A 16,285-nucleotide genomic window follows, 5' to 3' on the forward strand; every position below is an offset into this window, starting at 1 on the left:
CATGTTTGCGCAAACATCGCGGCGGTCCACGACGCCGGTTCCAGATGGACGAGCGAGGAACGACATGACGACGCTGCAACCTCCCGCGACGGCGCGCCGGCACCCGGAGCGGCCCCCGGCGAAACAGGACCGGCGCTCCTGGGCGGGGTGGGGGTTCATCGGCCCCTTCGCGGTGGTCTTCGCCTTCGTCTTCCTGGCGCCGATCGGCTACTCCATCCACCTGAGCCTCTTCCGGGACCAGCTCATCGGCGGCACGACCTTCGTGGGCCTGGACAACTACCAACAGGCGCTCCAGGACGGCCAGTTCTGGTCCGCGCTGGCACGGGTGTCGCTGTTCCTGCTGGTCCAGGTGCCGATCATGCTCGGTATCGCCCTGTTCGTGGCGCTGGCCCTGGACAGCGGGCGGCTCTACGGCAAGGACTTCTTCCGCATCTCGATCTTCCTGCCGTACGCGGTGCCCGCCGTCGTCGCCACCCTCATGTGGGGCTTCATGTACGGCACCCAGTACGGACTGGTGGGTGACATCGACGAGGCGTTCGGCGTCACCCTGCCCGACCCGCTCTCCAGCGGCCTGGTCCTGGCGTCCATCGGCAACATCGTCACCTGGGAGTTCGTCGGCTACAACATGCTGATCTTCTACTCCGCGCTGCGGGTCATCCCCGACTCGCTCTACGAGGCGGCGGAGATCGACGGCGCCGGACAGATCCGCGTCATCACCGCCATCAAGCTCCCCGCGATCCGCGGCGCCCTCGTCATCGCCACGATCTTCTCGATCATCGGCAGCTTCCAGCTCTTCAACGAGCCGAACATCCTGCGGCCGCTGGCGCGCAACGCGATCACGACGGACTACACCCCGAACTTCTTCACGTACTCGCTGTCCTTCAACGGCCAGCAGCACAACTACTCCGCGGCGGTCGCCATCATCATGGGCCTGATCACGATGGTCATCGCCTATGTCGTGCAGCTTCGCGGCATGCGCAAGGGAGCGTGACCTCGATGAGCAGCACGAGCAGCCCGGCCACCACCGTCTCCCCCGCCGCGTCCGCCCCGCCGGCCGGCACGGCCAGGAGCGTGCCCCGGCTGCGCAGGCGCGCGGCCCACGTCCCCGGGCGCCCCAGGCGCAGCCTCCTGCTGACCGGCCTCACCAGCCTGGTCCTCCTCTACACCGTGGTGCCCCTGGTGTGGCTGCTGATCAGCGCCACCAAGACGCAGGAGGGCCTCGCCGACTCCTCAGGGCTGTGGTTCGCCGACGACTTCGCGCTCTGGGACAACATCAGCCAGACGTTCACGTACCACGACGGCATCTTCGGGCGCTGGCTCCTCAACACCCTGCTGTACGTCGTGCTCGGGGCCGGCGGTGCCACCTTCCTGGCGATCCTCGGCGGCTACGCGCTGGCCAAGTTCGACTTTCCCGGCAAGCGCGGCGTCTTCGCCGTGGTCATCGGCGCCGTCGCCGTCCCTGGCACCGCCCTGGCGGTGCCGACCTTCCTGATGTTCAGCAAGATCGGCCTGACCGACACCCCGTGGGCGGTGATCATCCCCTCTCTGATCTCGCCCTTCGGCCTGTACCTGATGTGGGTGTTCGCCACCGAGGCCATCCCCGTCGAACTGCTGGAAGCGGCCCGCATCGACGGGGCGGGCGAGGTGCGCACCTTCTTCGGGGTCGCCCTGCCGCTGCTCGCCCCCGGCATCGTGACCGTGCTGCTGTTCACCACGGTCGCGACCTGGAACAACTACTTCCTCCCGCTGATCATGCTCAAGGATCCCGAGTGGTATCCCCTCACCCTCGGTCTGAGCGCCTGGAACTCCCAGGCCGAGACGATCGGCGGCGACGTGATCCGCAATCTCGTGATCACCGGGTCGCTGCTCACCATCGTGCCGCTGATCGCGGCGTTCCTGCTGCTGCAGAAGTACTGGCAGTCCGGCCTCGCCGCCGGAAGCGTCAAGGAATGACCCCCTCCCGAACCGTCACCCCCCTCAGTCCCGCCTCCCCCTTGTCCCGCCCGTCCCGCCCACGAAGAAGTGGAAGCACCTCCATGCGCAGAACGACCGGCCGCCTGATGCGCGGCCTCGCCGTCCTCTCCGTCCTCACCCTCGGCGCGACCGCCTGCGGCGGATCCGACGACGACGGCGCCGGCCAGAAGCCGGTCTCCGCCGGCGACGTCCGGGCCGCCCTGAAGAAGGGCGGCCCGGTCACGGTCTGGGCCTGGGAGCCCACGCTGAAGACGGTCGCCGCCGACTTCCAGAAGAAGTACCCCAAGGTCAAGATCAACCTGGTCGGCGAACGGTCGGGCGACAAGCACTACACCGCCCTGTCGAACGTGATCTCGGCCGAGAAGGGCGTCCCGGACGTCGCCCAGGTCGAGTACTTCGCGCTGGGCCAGTACTCCCTCACCAAGGGCCTCACCGATCTCGCCCCCTTCGGCGCCGACAAGCTCGCCGACAAGTACACCCCCGGCCCGTGGAACGCCGTGAGCGACGGGGACAAGGTCTACGGGCTGCCCATGGACTCCGGGCCCATGGCGCTCTACTACAACAAGAAGATCTTCGACAAGTACCGGATCGAGGTGCCGACCACCTGGGACGAGTACCTCGAGGCGGCCCGCAAGCTGCACAAGGCCGACCCGAAGGTCTACATCGCCAACGACGCCGGTGACGCGGGCTTCACCACCAGCATGCTGTGGCAGGCCGGTTCGCGCCCCTACAAGGTCGACGGCACCAAGGTGAAGGTCGACTTCTCCGACGCGGGCGCCAAGAAGTACACCGACACCTGGCAGAAGCTGATCGACGAGAAGCTCCTCGCGCCGATCAACGGCTGGACCGACGACTGGTACAAGGGCCTGGGCAATGGCACCATCGCCACCCTCGCCAGCGGTGCCTGGATGCCCGCCAACTTCGTCACCGGCGTCCCGAAGGCCTCCGGTGACTGGCGTGCCGCGCCCCTGCCGGCCTGGACCAAGGGTGACAAGGCGAGCGCGGAGAACGGCGGCAGCTCCCTGACCCTGCCCGCGCTGGGCAAGAACAAGGAACTCGCGTACGCCTTCGTCGAGTACGCGAACTCCGGCGCCGGTGTGCAGAGCCGTGTCAAGGAGGGCGCCTTCCCGGCGACCGAGGCCGAGCTGCGGTCCGAGGAGTTCCGCAACACCGAGTTCGCGTACTTCGGCGGCCAGAAGGCCAACCAGGTCTTCGCGGACTCCGCCGCCAACGTCGCGGACGACTGGTCGTACCTGCCGTTCCAGCAGTACGCCAACTCCATCTTCAACGACACCGTCGGCAAGGCCTACCTCGGCGGCACCAAGCTCTCCGACGGCCTGAAGTCCTGGCAGGACGCCTCCGTCAAGTACGGCAAGGAGCAGGGCTTCACCGTCGAATAGCCGACGCGAGCCCCCCACGCCGCTCCCAGTGAGACACCGGAAGGACCACCATGATCTCCACCCTCCTGTCCCGGCTTCAGCACGGGCCGGACGGTGACCCCACCCCACGCCTCGCGTACGGCGCCGACTACAACCCCGAGCAGTGGCCGCGCGAGGTGTGGGAGGACGACATCCGGCTGATGCGCGAGGCCGGCGTCAACCTCGTCTCCGTGGGGATCTTCTCCTGGGCCCGCATCCAGCCGGCCCGGGACGAATGGGACTTCACCTGGCTCGACGAGATCATGGACCTGCTGCACGCGGGCGGCATCGGGGTCGACCTCGCCACCGCCACCGCCTCCCCGCCGCCCTGGCTCACTACGGCACACCCGGAGATCCTCCCGGTGACCGCCTCGGGTGAGACGGTGTGGCCGGGGGCGCGGCAGCACTGGCGTCCCACCTCGCCGGTCTTCCGCGAGCACGCGCTGCGTCTGGTGCGCACGATGGCCGGCCGGTACGCGGACCATCCGGCGCTGGTGGCCTGGCACGTCTCCAACGAGCTGGGCTGCCACAACGTCTACGACTACTCGGACGACGCCGCGCGCGCCTTCCGCGACTGGCTGCGCGCCCGCTACACCACGCTGGACGCGCTCAACCACGCCTGGGGCACCGCCTTCTGGTCGCAGCGGTACAGCGACTGGGAGCAGATCCTGCCGCCCCGGCTGGCCGCCTCCCACCCCAACCCGACCCAGCAGCTGGACTTCAAGCGCTTCTCCTCCGACGCGCTGAAGGAGTACCTGCGCGCGGAGCGGGACGTGCTGCGCGAGCTGACCCCAAACGTGCCGGTCACCACGAACTTCATGGTGATGGGCGGCACCAAGGGCATGAACTACGCGGACTGGGCCGGTGAGATCGACTTCGTCTCCAACGACCACTACGTGGTGCCCGGCCCGCAGGACCGCGACGAACTTTCCTTCTCCGCCAACCTGGTCAGCGGTATCGCCAAGGGCCGCCCCTGGTTCCTGATGGAGCACTCCACCAGCGCGGTCAACTGGCAGCCCGTCAACGTGGCGAAGCGGCCGGGCGAGCTGGCCCGCGACTCGCTGGTGCACGTCGCGCACGGCGCCGACGCCGTCTGCTTCTTCCAGTGGCGGCAGTCGGCGGCGGGCGCCGAGAAGTACCACTCGGCGATGGTGCCCCACGCCGGACCCGACAGCGAGCTGTTCCGCGCGGTGACCGAACTCGGCCGCACCCTGCGGACGCTGGCGCCGGTCGCCGGCACCGAGCGCGAGCCCGCCCGGGTCGGGATCGTCTTCGACTGGGAGTCGTGGTGGGCCAGTGAGCAGGACTCCCACCCGACCTCCCGCCTCGACTACCGCCAGGAGGCCCTCGACTGGTACTCCGCGCTGCTCGCGCTCGGCGTCCGCGCCGACGTCGTCACCGCACAGGCCGACCTGGACCGGTACGAGCTGCTGATCGCGCCCGTGCTGCACATGGTCCCCGCCGCGCTGGCCAAGGACCTCACCCGGTACGTCGAGCAGGGCGGCCACCTGGTCACCACGTACTTCTCCGGTGTCGTCGACGAGAACGACCACGTCTGGCTCGGCGGCTACCCGGGCGCCCTGCGCGAGCTGCTCGGCATCCGGGTGGAGGAGTTCGGTCCGCTGCTGGACGGCGACACCGTCGACCTGGACCTGGACGGTGCTGCGACCGGCACCCTGTGGACCGACCGGATCACCGTCACCGAACCCGGCGTGGACGTGCTGGGCCACTACCGCAGCGGCCCGTACGCGGGTCTGCCCGCCGTCACCCGCCGCACGGTGAACCGGGGTTCCGCCGCGTACGTGTCCACCCGGCTGGGCGTGGACGGCCTGACCGGACTGCTGCCGAGGCTGCTCGCCGCGGCCTCGGTCACCACCGAACTCCCCGAGGGAGCACGGGGAGACGTCGAACTGATCGTGCGCCGCGACGCCGACAGCCGCTATCTGTTCCTGGTCAACAGGACCGACGAGGCGGTCCCGCTGGCCGGACTCGCCGGGGACCTCCTGATCGGCCGGAAGGACGCCGACGGCGCACTCCTCCTGCCGCCCCGGGACGTCGCCGTCCTGCGCCGGCCCGCCCATCGACACCCCTGAGTCGCGCCTGGTCCACGCCTGATTCGAGGGTCACACCGTCGTGCCCGTCACGGGGCACGACGGCCCACCGCAGCGACCGCAGACGAGTTGGGAGCACACGTTGGCACGCCGTACCCGCACACGACGGCTTCTGGGACCCCTCGGGGTCACCGCTCTGACCCTCGGGGCGACCCTGGTCACCGCACCACCGACGCACGCGGAGCCGGTGGCCTCGGCCGTCACCGTCTCCCCCGACCCCTCGTACAAGGCGCCGGGCTTCGAGGGCTGGGGCACCAGCCTGGTCTGGTTCGCCAACGCCACCGGCGACTACCCGCCGGAGATCCGCGAGAAGCTCGCCGCCCTGCTCTTCGGGGACGACGGCCTCGCCCTCAACATCGCCCGGTACAACATAGGCGGCGGCAACGCCCCCGACGTCGAGGACTACCTCCGCGCGGGAGGGGCCGTCGAGGGCTGGTGGAAGGCCCCGGCGGGCACCACCCGCGAGGACACCGACTGGTGGAGCGCCGAGGACGCGGCCGACTGGAACCCGGAGGCCGACGCCACCCAGCGCTGGTGGGTGGACCGCATCAAGAAGGACATCGACCACTGGGAGACGTTCAGCAACTCGCCGCCCTGGTTCATGACGGAGAGCGGCTATGTCTCCGGCGGATTCGACGCGAACGCGGACCAGCTCAAGGCCGACTCCGTCGACGACTTCGCGGCCTATCTGGCGGGCGCCACCAAGCGCCTGGAGAAGGCGCACGGCATCAAGGTCGACACCCTGGACCCGTTCAACGAACCCAACACGGGTTACTGGAGCACCCGCCTGGGAGCCGACGGACAGCCGGTCGGCGGCCGTCAGGAAGGCGCCCACATCGGCCCGGAACTCCAGCAGAAGGTGATCAAGGCGCTGGCCCCCGCCCTGAGTAAGGCGAGGACCGGCACGCGGATCTCCGCGATGGACGAGACCAACCCGAGCCTGTTCACGCAGAACTGGAACACCTACCCCGAGGACGTGCGCGACCTGGTCGGGCAGATGAACGTCCACACCTACGGAACCGGTGGCCGTACCGGCGTCCGCGACCTGGCGAAGGCGGCGGACAAGCCGCTGTGGATGAGCGAGGTCGAGGGCGACTGGGGCGACGGGCAGAGCTTCACGGACATGCGGCCCGGACTCGGCCTCGCCCAGCAGATGGTCGACGACCTGCGGGAACTGGAGCCCCGGGCCTGGGTGTTCTGGCAGCCCGTCGAGGACCACGACAACATGAAACCCGGCGGCGAGTCGGCCAGGGGCGGCAACTGGGGCAGCATCCAGCTCCCCTTCAGCTGCACGTCCGCCGACACCCTGGCCACCTGCCCGGTCCGCACGAACACGAAGTTCGACACCGCGCGCAACTTCACCCACTACATCAGGCCCGGAGACCGGCTGATCAAGACCGACGACACGTCGAGTGCCGCGGCGGTCGCCAGGAAGGGCGACGCTGCGACGGTCGTCCACGTCAACAGGACCGCCGACGCCCGCGCGGTGACGCTCGACCTCTCCAAGTTCGGCCGCGTCGCGCGGAACGCGACCGTGACACCCGTGGTGACGAGCGCCGGAGGCAAACTCGACCGACGAGCCCCCGTCAGGGTCACCGGCGGACGGGCCACCCTGACCGTACCCGCCCAGTCCGTGACGTCCTTCCTCGTCAAGGGCGTCTCCGGCGTCGCGAGGGACGCCGCACTCGCGCAGCCGGGTCACACCTACCGGCTGACCGGCGTGCAGAGCGGCAAGGCCCTCACGGTCGCGGAGGACGGCACCGGGCTCGTCATCAGGTCCGCGGGCACGGACACCGGCAGCGGCGGGCAGCAGTGGCAGCTGCGCCGCACCGGCCGCGAGACCGGCAGCCTCCAGCGGTACGTCCTCACCAGCCCCGCGGAGGGCAAGCGGCTGGCCGTGCGCGACGGTGCCCCGGTCCTGGAGGCGGACGGCCGCCGGAGCGACGACGCGAGCCGCTGGATCCTGTCGACGACCGGTGACGGCACCTGGACCCTGGTCAACGCCGCCACCGGCCGGCTGCTCGAAGTGGGCGGCCAGGCCACCTGGGAAGGCGCCGCCGTCACGGTCTGGACCCCGAACTCCGGCTCCAACCAGCGGTGGCGGATCTCCGACGTGACCGGCCGCACCGAATCCGTGACCGGCCGCACCGAATCGTAGGCCGGCGGAACCACCGCCCCGCATGCCTTCGCACCCTCCGCGAACAGGGGGCGGAGGCATGCGTGACAGCCCCACCGCCACCCGCGCGGCCCTTAATCGGTCGACAGGGGTGCGAGGCGCCGGGCAGGGTGGCTGATCGTGACGAGCAGCGAAGTGTGGAGCCGAGCGACCGCCGAACGCTACGACGCCGAGGAGGGCGAGCGGACCTCGGCCGACTTTCTCGCCCCTGCCCTCGACTTCCTCGCCGAACTGGCGGGCGGCGGACGCGCGCTGGAGTTCGCGATCGGAACCGGACGGGTGGGAGTCCCCCTCCGCGCACGCGGAATTCCGGTGGTGGGCATCGAGCTGTCCGAGCACATGACGGCGGTCCTGCGGCGCAAGGCCGACGAGGACACGCTCCCGGTCACCCTCGGGGACATGACCACGGCCCGCGTACCCGGCGAGTTCACCCTGGTCTATCTCGTCTACAACACCATCTCGAACCTGCTCACCCAGGACGAGCAGGTCGAGTGCTTCCAGAACGCCGCGCGCCACCTCGCCCCCGGCGGGCGTTTCGTCGTCGAACTGGGCGTACCGCCGCTGCGGTTCCTGCCGCCCGGGCAGACCGCGGTGCCCTTCGACGTCTCGGACGGCCACCTCGGATTCGACACCTTCGACCTGGTCGAGCAGATCCTCGTCTCGCACCACCTCACCCGGGACGGCGACGACGGCCGCTATCGCCGCGACGCGTCCCGGCACCGGTACGCCTGGCCCGCCGAACTCGACCTGATGGCCCGGATCGCGGGCCTCACGCCGGAACGCCGCGTCGCGGACTGGGACGGCTCGCCCTTCACCCAGGACTCACCGCGGCACATCTCGGTGTGGCGCAAGCCGTGAGTCCTTGCCGCGGCGGCACACCGTGCCGCACGGTCCGGCACCACCGACCCCTCCACTGACGGGAGCCGGACGCCGTACAGCAGCTCCCCGGCGTCCGGAGCGAGCACCCCCGGCAGATGTTCACATGATGCCGGTGGCCGTCCCGAGTGCCTGAGCACCGGGGGGTCCCCCGTCGCCTTCGCCCACGACGACGCGGGCCGTGAAACGGTGCGCGCTTCGCAGACTTCACCGACGTCCTCACCGTCACCTCGGCGTGGGACGATGCCGGGCGGCTCTCCGCCAGTCACCTGACCGCCGGGGGCCGGACCCTCAACAGCCGTACCTACTCCTACCGTCCGGACGGCCACCTCACCTCGGTCGGCGATCACCTGTCGGGCACGCGCACCTTCGACCTGGACGCGGTCGGCCACGTCACCGCCGTCCACCCGGAGGGCTGGACCGAGCGGTAAGCCTACGACGCGAGCGGCAACCTGACCGAGGCGTCCTGGCCCGCTTCCCACCCCCGGCATCGAAGCCACCGGGCCGCGGACCTACCACGGCACGGCGATCACCCGCGCCGGAGCCGGCATCCCTCTCTCGCAGACCGAGCGCATCCTCACGGCGGACGCCCGTCAGGACGAGGTGGACCGGCGTTTCTTCGCCATCGTCACCGATCTCGTCGGTGCCCCCACCGCACTGATCGGACAGGAAGGCGACATCGCCTGGCGCACCCGCGCCACCCTCTGGGGCACCACCGCCTGGAGCAGTTCCAGCACGGCCTGCACCCCGCTCCGCTTCCCCGGCCAGTACTTCGACCCGGAGACCGGTCTCCACTACAACCTGTTCCGGCACTACGATCCGGAACCCGCGCGGTATCTCACGCCCGACCCCCTCGGGCTCGGCCCATACCCGCGCGGCGAGAAGGGCAACCCGTTCGAGAACCGGACGGACGCGGAAAAAGCGGCGTACGAACTCGCCGGTGTGCGGTACGGCGAGGAACCCATCGCCGAGTGAGTGGTCACGGGGACAAACACCTGAAGCACACACCGGGTTACATTTATTCGCCCGACCCGGCGCACTGGGGGAATTTCCGGCAGTTCGAGACGGACAGCGGCTCACGTGTGGTCGTCGAGCACACCAATGATCCGGCAGGCCCGCACTTCCATGCCGTCGGCTGGGACAACGCGAGGGTGCAGCGGGCAGGATAAACAAACCGGTGGCGACCATCACCTGTTCTATGAAGGCAACTGAATGTCGCGGGAACCGATGAAGGGCCAGGGATCATGAAGGAGCGGGAGGCACCGCGTTGGCTGGATGTCCTCGAGCGCTGCGGGCTCGAAGTCACGGCGGAGACGGCGCCCGACGGCCCGCCCGTGAAGGCCGCCATCTACGCGGTCAGCGGCTTCGAGGTGGAGCCCGTCGTCTCGATCCCCGCCTCCGCCCCCCATGCCCTCGATGAACTGGACGGGGCATGGCATCACCATGCTGCGCAGGCTTCGCTCCACGGGGAGAGCGGTGAATTTCTCATTCTGCCGCCCGTACCCGGGGGGAGCGAGGTCGGTTGGATTCGCGTGAAGGACCCCGTCGGGAAGAATCTTCCGTCCCGCATTTCCGGAGCGACGGGTTCACCCGAATTCGTGGCCGTTTCGGTCGACGGACGCCACTTGTGTGCCGCCTCGGTCGAAGATTCCGACTACTGGGTGGTGGTGCATGAATTCCGAATCCCGTGAGCTCACCACGACCGTCCCGGAAGAATAAGGCCGGGGAATCACCCGGCCTACCCGAACTACGCGGCCTACCCGAGGAATGACAGCCGCACCTGCCGGTCGGTGTTGTCCTTGTTCGTGTCGACCAGGCACACCGACTGCCACGTCCCGAGCTCCAGCCGCCCGGCGATCACCGGCAGGGTGGCGTGCGGCGGGACGATGGCCGGGAGCACGTGGTCCCGGCCGTGGCCCGGGCTGCCGTGCCGGTGCTGCCAGCGGTCGTCGGCGGGCAGCAGCGTATGCAGGGCGGCGAGGAGGTCGTCGTCGCTGCCGGCCCCGGTCTCGATGACGGCGACGCCGGCGGTGGCGTGCGGGACGAAGACGTTCAGCAGGCCGTCACGGTCGGCCGCCACCTCGTTCAGGAAGGCCTCGCAGTCTCGGGTGAGATCGACGACGTTCTCGGACGAGCCGGAGGCGATGTTCAGGACACGCGTGGTGAAGGCATCGGGCATGACCCCATCCTGACCCATGGGCCGGCTTTCACACCCGCCCCGCCGCCCGCCGGGCAACACCGTCGGCCAGCCGGGGAAGATAACGGACCCCGGTCCGGTTGGCAGAGGCGTGAACAGCATCGGGGCAGCAGCACGCGAGGTCGACGTGGTCGTCGTAGGCGCTGGGCAGGCAGGCCTGTCCAGCGCCTATCACCTGCGGCGCACCGGATCCGAGCCGAAGCGCGACCTTCCGGAGCACGACCTCGCGGAGCACGACCTCCCGGAGCACCACCTCCGGGAGCACGACTTCGTGGTGCTGGACCACGCACCGCAGGCCGGTGGTGCCTGGCAGTTCCGCTGGCCGTCGCTGACGTACGGCAAGGTGCACGGAATGCACTCCCTGCCGGGCCTGGAGCTGACGGACGCGGACCCCGGGCGCCCGTCCTCCGAGGTCATCGCGGAGTATTTCGCCACCTACGAGCGCAGGTTCGATCTACGGGTACGGCGGCCGGTCGACGTCCACGCGGTCCACGAGGGCGCGGCCGGGCGGCTGCTCGTCGAGACCTCGGACGGTACGTGGTCGGCGCGGGCGCTGATCAACGCGACGGGGACCTGGGACCGGCCGTTCTGGCCGCGCCTTCCGGGCCAGGAGACCTTCCGGGGGCGCCAGCTGCACACCGCGCAGTACCCGGGCCCGGAGGAGTTCGCCGGACTGCGGGTCGTCGTCGTGGGCGGCGGAGCCTCCGGCACCCAGCACCTGATGGAGATCGCCCCGTACGCGGCCGGGACCACCTGGGTGACCCGGCGGCCCCCCGTCTTCCGGGAGGGCCCCTTCAGTGAGGACGTGGGCCGGGCCGCGGTCGCCCTGGTGGAGGATCGGGTCCGGCGAGGGCTGCCACCGCAGAGCGTGGTGTCGGTGACGGGACTGCCCCTGAACGACGCGATCCGGCAGGCTCGCGCGGACGGTGTCCTGGACCGGCTCCCCCTGTTCGACCGGATCACCCCGGACGGCGTGGCCTGGGACGACGGGCGGCACGTGGACGCGGACGTCATCCTGTGGGCCACCGGGTTCCGAGCGGCGATCGACCACCTGGCTCCGCTGCGACTGCGTGAGCCGGGCGGCGGCATCCGGTTGGAGGGCACCCGGGCGGCCGCCGATCCGCGTGTCCATTTGGTCGGCTACGGCCCTTCGGCCAGCACGATCGGCGCCAACCGGGCCGGCCGCTCGGCGGTACGGGACATCAGGAGGCTGCTGGCGGAGGTGCCGGCCACCGCGTGACGCCCCGTCGGCCCCTGATGCGGACGGGCGCGACGTGCCGGCCGGTCAGTGCGCGGGAGAGGCGCTCTTCCGGTTCCGGTTGAACTCGGCGACGTTCCTCCGGTGCTCCTCGTAGCCCGCCGTGAAGCGGGTGACGCCCGGCTTGACGGTGACGAAGTACAGCCAGTCGCCCGGGGTGGGGTTGATCGCCGCGCGCATTGCCTCCTCACCGGGGTTGGCGATCGGTGTCGGCGGCAGCCCCATGCGCTGGTACGAGTTGTACGGGTTGTCGAGCTTGGTGTCCTTCTCGGTGGTGGTCAGGGTGCTGCGGTTCAGCGCGTAGTTGATGGTGGAGTCCATCTGCAGCGGCATTCCGCGCTCCAGCCGGTTGAAGATGACCCGGGCCACCTTGCCCATGTCGTCCTTGGTGGCGGCCTCCGCCTGGATGATGCTCGCGATCGTGACCGCCTGATAGACGTTCATCGCGTTGCGCTGCGCTCCCGCCGTGATCTGACCGCCGTTGAACTTCTTGTTCGCGGTGGCGACCATGTACGACAGCAGCGACCCCGGGGTGGCCTTCTTGTCGAGCGGATACGTGGCCGGGAAGAGGTAACCCTCCGGGTTGCCCTCCGCGTCGTTCGGCAGTTTCAGGTCGGCCTTGGCCAAGGACTTCTTCGTACTGCCCGCCGGCAGTCGGAGGGCCTTGTCCACGGCGTCGTAGACCTGCCCCGCTCGCCAGCCCTCCGGGATCACCAGGGACGCGGGCCGCTCGCCCTCGTCCTCCGTGGTCAGCAGCGGCACCGCCACGGCGGTGGCCGCGACGACGGCTCCGGTCGCGATGAGGGCGATCCGGCCCCGGCGCGTCAGTCGAATCGTGCTCCGTGGCGGAGTGTTGGTCTGCATGGGGGCACGGTAACCCGCTAAAGCCTACAAACCCGACATATCTTTATCTTGTCGGCTCCAGTTGAGCGTCTCGGCGGACGAGGGCGGCATAGCGGCCGTCCCGCTTCAGCAGCTCTTCGTGCGTGCCCCGTTCGGCCGCGCGCCCGGAGTCCAGGACCACGATCTGGTCGGCGCCCCGGATGGTGGACAGCCGGTGCGCGATGGTGAGCGTCGTCCGGTTGGCCGACAGCGCGTCGATGGCTTCCTGGACGGCACGCTCGGTGCGGGTGTCCAGGGCGCTGGTCGCCTCGTCGAGGATGAGCACGGGCGGATCGCGCAGGATCGTGCGGGCGATGGCCAGGCGCTGCTTCTCACCACCGGAGAACCGGTGCCCGCGCTCCCCCACGACGGTGTCGTACCCGTCGGGCAGGGAGGCGATGTGCTCGTGGATCTGGGCTGCCCGGGCCGCCGCGTACAGCTCCTCGTCGGTGGCGTCCGGCTTGGCGAAGCGGAGGTTGTCGGCGACCGACGCGTGGAACAGGTACGTCTCCTGGGAGACGACGCCGACCGCGCGGGCGAGCGTGTCGAAGTCCAGGTCGCGCACGTCGACCCCGTCGAGGGTGACGCGCCCGCCCGTGACGTCGTACAGCCGCGGCACCAGATAACTGAGCGTGGACTTGCCGGACCCGGTGGGGCCGACGACCGCGAGACTGCCGCCCGCGGGGACGGTGATGTCGATGCCCTCGAGGACGGGGCCGCCCTTGCCGTCGTAGCGGAATTCGACGTCCTCGAAGCGGATCTCGCCCTTGACCTGGTCGAGGTGGACCGGCCGCTCGGGCTCCGTGATGTCGATGGGCAGGTCGAGGTACTCGAAGATGCGCTGGAACAGGGCGAGCGAGGTCTGGATCTGGACCCCCGTCGACAGCAGGCTCACCGTCGGCCGGAACAGGCCCTGCTGGAGCGAGACGAACGCGACGAGCGTGCCGATGGAAATGGCCGGGCCGCCGAACTGGAGGGCGATGCCCGCGGTCCAGTAGATGACGGCGGGCATGGCGGCCATGACGATCGTGATGACGGCCATGCGCCAGCGGCCCGCCATGTTCGACCTCACCTCGAGGTCGACCAGGCTTTCGGACTCGTCCGCGAAGGACCGCGTGAGCGAGTCGGCGCGGCCCATGGTGCGGCCGAGCAGGATGCCGCTGACGGACAGCGACTCGGTGACAGTGGCGGCCATCGTGGCCATCTGCTTCTGTCGCTGCGTCGCGATCTTCTTGCGCTCCCGGCCGACCCGGCGGCTGATCCAGACGAAGACCGGCAGCAGGAGCAGCGAGACGACGGTGAGCCGCCAGTCCAGCGCGAGCATCGCGACGATCGTGGCGACCACGCTCGTGAGATTGGAGACCAGCGAGGTGGCGGTGGAGGTGACCGTCGCCTGCATGCCGCCGATGTCGTTGGCGATGCGGGACTGGACCTCTCCGGTGCGGGTGCGGGTGAAGAACGCGAGCGACATGTGCTGCAGCCGCCCGTAGACGGCGGTGCGCAGGTCGTGCATGACGCGCTGGCCGACGGTCGTGGAGATCAGTGTCTGCAGCACGCCGAAGACGCTGGTCACGACCGCGCTGAGGATCATGCCGAGCGCGAGCAGGCTCAGCAGGCCGGTGCGGCCCTCGGGGATCGCGACGTCCAGGATCTCCCGCAGCAGGAACGGCGTGGCGACGGAGACCAGGGACGCGGCGCCGACCAGCAGGCCGACGACGGCAAGACGCCCGCGGTAGGGGCGGAAGAGCTTCAGGATGCGGCGCACCTGACGCGGCTGTGCGGCCTCGGCGGGTGGCGGGGTCCAGGTGGGCTGATCGGGACGCATGGGCTCCTACGGGAGGTGAGGCGACGACGATTGACGGAGCTTAGCTCATTGTTACCTATACTCACAATGAGCGGCATCCTGATATTGTTCCCGCATGACCACCCCCGATGCCGACGGCCTGCTCGCCGAGCAGCTGCTGCGGCTGACCCGCCGCGTGCACCGCATCCAGAAGCGCCATCTGGAGCAGCGCGCCCTGGGCATCACGCCGGCCCAGTCGCGGCTGCTGCGCACCCTGGCGCACTACGGCTCGCCGCCCCGCATGGCCGATCTGGCCGAGCGCCTGGAGGTGGTGCCCCGTGCTGTGACGACCCTGGTCGACGGCCTGGAGGCGAACGGCAAAGTGCGCCGGGTGCCCGATCCCACCAATCGCCGCGTGATCCGGATCGAGGTCACGGACGAGGGGCGCAAGGCGCTGCGGGAGCTGCGCGGCGCGCGCCGCTCGGCGGCGGAGGAGATCCTGGCCCCGCTGACGGACGGGCAGCGCGAGGTGCTCGGCGGACTGCTGGACACCCTGGTCGACGGCACGCCGATCCCGGAGCGGCCCTGCTGACCGCGCGCCGGACCTGGCTCCCGGACGCCCGTCCACCCGTGGGCGCCGGAACGCCCCGACCGGGTGCGGCCGTCAGGCCTTCAGCTCCGCCTTGTCCCCCATCACCACCACGGGATGCCGATCCGGGTCGAGCGTGCGCAACAGATAGTTCATTCCGGACTCGGAGAGGCTCACACAGGCCGACGTACCGCTGCCGTGGTCCATGTGGAGCCAGATGCTCCCGCCCTTGGACTGACCCTCGGGCCGGGTCGGGTCGTTCGGCGAGGTGCCCTTGACGCGGTTGTAGTCGATGGCGATGACGTAGTCGAAATCGTGCCAGTGCGACTTGGCCCAGTAGTGCGGCGCCTGGAAGGACGCGGACCGCGTGTACGGGAGCCGGGCCCCCGGGTCCGCGAGGACACCGCCCGCGTCGCTGAGGGTGAACACGCCGACAGGGCTGCGCTTGTCGCCCTCGTGATGGTCGGTCGTCCAGCCCTTCTTGCCGTTGTGGCCCTTCCACGTGCGGGTCCGGTCCCACGTGGCGCCGTGCTTCGTGTAGAGAACGACCGTCGAATCGGCGGAGTCCTTGCCCTCACCGTAGACCGCCACGACCTGGCGGGAGTTGGCGGGAATCTGCTTGTACAGCCGGTCGCCGACGTCCGGGATGCGCTTCAGATCGACGGTGCGCGCCTCGGCCCCGCCGGCCTTGCCGGCGGACCCGCCGTCGCCCTTCGATCCGCTTCCCCCGCCCGAACCGCCACAGGCCGACAGGGACAACAGAAGAACACCGCAGGCCGCCGCAGCGACCCCCTTGCGCACCGAACCGCTCGTACCGCCTGTTTGCATGCGGTCCATGGTCGCACCACGCGTCGGCCCTCTGTCCCCAGCCCCCGCGCTTCCCGGTCATAAGCGGGCAGTTCGGGCCGATTCTTTGCCCTGCGGTGAAAAACCGTTTGCCTCCGACCACGCTCCGACGCGAACCTTTCACGGTTTGCTGTCGGCTTTCACGACCGGGTCCCCGGCGGCCGTCCCGGCGGTC

Annotated in this window: 13 protein-coding genes and 1 pseudogene; 10 read left to right on the forward strand and 4 right to left on the reverse strand. The window is 69.9% G+C overall.

Features of this window, described 5'->3' with window-relative positions:
* Nucleotides 1-64 precede the first annotated feature (64 nt).
* From ACFYP4_RS17080 to ACFYP4_RS17115, 8 genes and pseudogenes are all read left to right on the forward strand, one after another.
* A complete protein-coding gene (locus tag ACFYP4_RS17080) occupies nt 65-991 on the forward strand; it encodes a carbohydrate ABC transporter permease (RefSeq protein ID WP_388786037.1) in 927 nt (308 codons plus the stop codon).
* Nucleotides 992-996: 5 nt separating this feature from the next.
* Nucleotides 997-1,953, forward strand: a complete 957-nt coding sequence (locus ACFYP4_RS17085) for a carbohydrate ABC transporter permease (protein WP_358851203.1) — start codon at nt 997-999, stop codon at nt 1,951-1,953.
* 83 nt (nt 1,954-2,036) lie between these two features.
* Nucleotides 2,037-3,374, forward strand: coding sequence for an ABC transporter substrate-binding protein (locus ACFYP4_RS17090; protein WP_388786039.1), 1,338 nt, complete (start codon nt 2,037-2,039; stop codon nt 3,372-3,374).
* A gap of 50 nt (nt 3,375-3,424) precedes the next feature.
* Nucleotides 3,425-5,485, forward strand: a complete 2,061-nt coding sequence (locus tag ACFYP4_RS17095; protein ID WP_358851201.1) for a beta-galactosidase — start codon at nt 3,425-3,427, stop codon at nt 5,483-5,485.
* A 100-nt stretch (nt 5,486-5,585) separates the two neighbouring features.
* Complete coding sequence (locus ACFYP4_RS17100; RefSeq protein WP_388786041.1) at nt 5,586-7,661, forward strand: RICIN domain-containing protein; 2,076 nt, start codon at nt 5,586-5,588, stop codon at nt 7,659-7,661.
* Nucleotides 7,662-7,799: 138 nt separating this feature from the next.
* Entirely contained in the window at nt 7,800-8,537 is a 738-nt protein-coding gene (locus tag ACFYP4_RS17105) for a class I SAM-dependent DNA methyltransferase (protein WP_388786043.1), read from the forward strand.
* A 120-nt stretch (nt 8,538-8,657) separates the two neighbouring features.
* Nucleotides 8,658-9,767 (forward strand): annotated as a pseudogene (locus tag ACFYP4_RS17110) (RHS repeat-associated core domain-containing protein); the annotation flags it as partial.
* A gap of 32 nt (nt 9,768-9,799) precedes the next feature.
* Entirely contained in the window at nt 9,800-10,246 is a 447-nt protein-coding gene (locus tag ACFYP4_RS17115; RefSeq protein ID WP_388786045.1) for a hypothetical protein, read from the forward strand.
* 65 nt (nt 10,247-10,311) lie between these two features.
* On the opposite strand, the gene ACFYP4_RS17120 is transcribed toward ACFYP4_RS17115, so the two are convergent.
* Entirely contained in the window at nt 10,312-10,734 is a 423-nt protein-coding gene (locus ACFYP4_RS17120) for a secondary thiamine-phosphate synthase enzyme YjbQ (RefSeq protein WP_358851196.1), read from the reverse strand.
* Between the two features lie 109 nt (nt 10,735-10,843).
* Between ACFYP4_RS17120 and ACFYP4_RS17125 the strand changes: the two genes are divergently transcribed.
* The gene (locus tag ACFYP4_RS17125; RefSeq protein WP_388786047.1) at nt 10,844-11,992 is read left to right on the forward strand and encodes an NAD(P)-binding domain-containing protein; all 1,149 of its coding nucleotides are present in this window, start codon (nt 10,844-10,846) and stop codon (nt 11,990-11,992) included.
* Between the two features lie 45 nt (nt 11,993-12,037).
* On the opposite strand, the gene mltG is transcribed toward ACFYP4_RS17125, so the two are convergent.
* The gene (mltG, locus tag ACFYP4_RS17130) at nt 12,038-12,874 is read right to left on the reverse strand and encodes an endolytic transglycosylase MltG (RefSeq protein ID WP_388786049.1); all 837 of its coding nucleotides are present in this window, start codon (nt 12,872-12,874) and stop codon (nt 12,038-12,040) included.
* A gap of 43 nt (nt 12,875-12,917) precedes the next feature.
* Nucleotides 12,918-14,717, reverse strand: a complete 1,800-nt coding sequence (locus tag ACFYP4_RS17135) for an ABC transporter ATP-binding protein (protein WP_358851193.1) — start codon at nt 14,715-14,717, stop codon at nt 12,918-12,920.
* A gap of 94 nt (nt 14,718-14,811) precedes the next feature.
* Here ACFYP4_RS17135 and ACFYP4_RS17140 point away from each other — a divergent pair, with 94 nt between their 5' ends.
* Nucleotides 14,812-15,267 (forward strand): MarR family winged helix-turn-helix transcriptional regulator, encoded by a 456-nt coding sequence (locus tag ACFYP4_RS17140; protein ID WP_388786051.1) that lies wholly within the window; start codon nt 14,812-14,814, stop codon nt 15,265-15,267.
* A gap of 72 nt (nt 15,268-15,339) precedes the next feature.
* Here ACFYP4_RS17140 and ACFYP4_RS17145 read toward each other — a convergent pair whose 3' ends face one another.
* Nucleotides 15,340-16,092 carry a hypothetical protein gene (locus ACFYP4_RS17145; RefSeq protein WP_388786053.1) on the reverse strand — a complete coding sequence of 251 codons (753 nt, stop codon included), beginning with the start codon at nt 16,090-16,092 and terminating at the stop codon, nt 15,340-15,342.
* Nucleotides 16,093-16,285 lie beyond the last annotated feature (193 nt).

It is taken from the genome of Streptomyces sp. NPDC005551, assembly GCF_042871785.1.
GTDB lineage: Bacteria > Actinomycetota > Actinomycetes > Streptomycetales > Streptomycetaceae > Streptomyces.

Excerpts from the sequence above, each read along its gene's own strand:
- ACFYP4_RS17080 (WP_388786037.1), top strand. The coding sequence starts at position 65 with ATGACGACGCTGCAACCTCCCGCGACGGCGCGCCGGCACCCGGAGCGG.
- ACFYP4_RS17085 (WP_358851203.1), top strand. The coding sequence starts at position 997 with ATGAGCAGCACGAGCAGCCCGGCCACCACCGTCTCCCCCGCCGCGTCC.
- ACFYP4_RS17090 (WP_388786039.1), top strand. The coding sequence starts at position 2,037 with ATGCGCAGAACGACCGGCCGCCTGATGCGCGGCCTCGCCGTCCTCTCC.
- ACFYP4_RS17095 (WP_358851201.1), top strand. The coding sequence starts at position 3,425 with ATGATCTCCACCCTCCTGTCCCGGCTTCAGCACGGGCCGGACGGTGAC.
- ACFYP4_RS17115 (WP_388786045.1), top strand. The coding sequence starts at position 9,800 with ATGAAGGAGCGGGAGGCACCGCGTTGGCTGGATGTCCTCGAGCGCTGC.
- ACFYP4_RS17120 (WP_358851196.1), bottom strand. The coding sequence starts at position 10,734 with ATGCCCGATGCCTTCACCACGCGTGTCCTGAACATCGCCTCCGGCTCG.
- mltG (WP_388786049.1), bottom strand. The coding sequence starts at position 12,874 with ATGCAGACCAACACTCCGCCACGGAGCACGATTCGACTGACGCGCCGG.
- ACFYP4_RS17135 (WP_358851193.1), bottom strand. The coding sequence starts at position 14,717 with ATGCGTCCCGATCAGCCCACCTGGACCCCGCCACCCGCCGAGGCCGCA.
- ACFYP4_RS17140 (WP_388786051.1), top strand. The coding sequence starts at position 14,812 with ATGACCACCCCCGATGCCGACGGCCTGCTCGCCGAGCAGCTGCTGCGG.
- ACFYP4_RS17145 (WP_388786053.1), bottom strand. The coding sequence starts at position 16,092 with ATGCAAACAGGCGGTACGAGCGGTTCGGTGCGCAAGGGGGTCGCTGCG.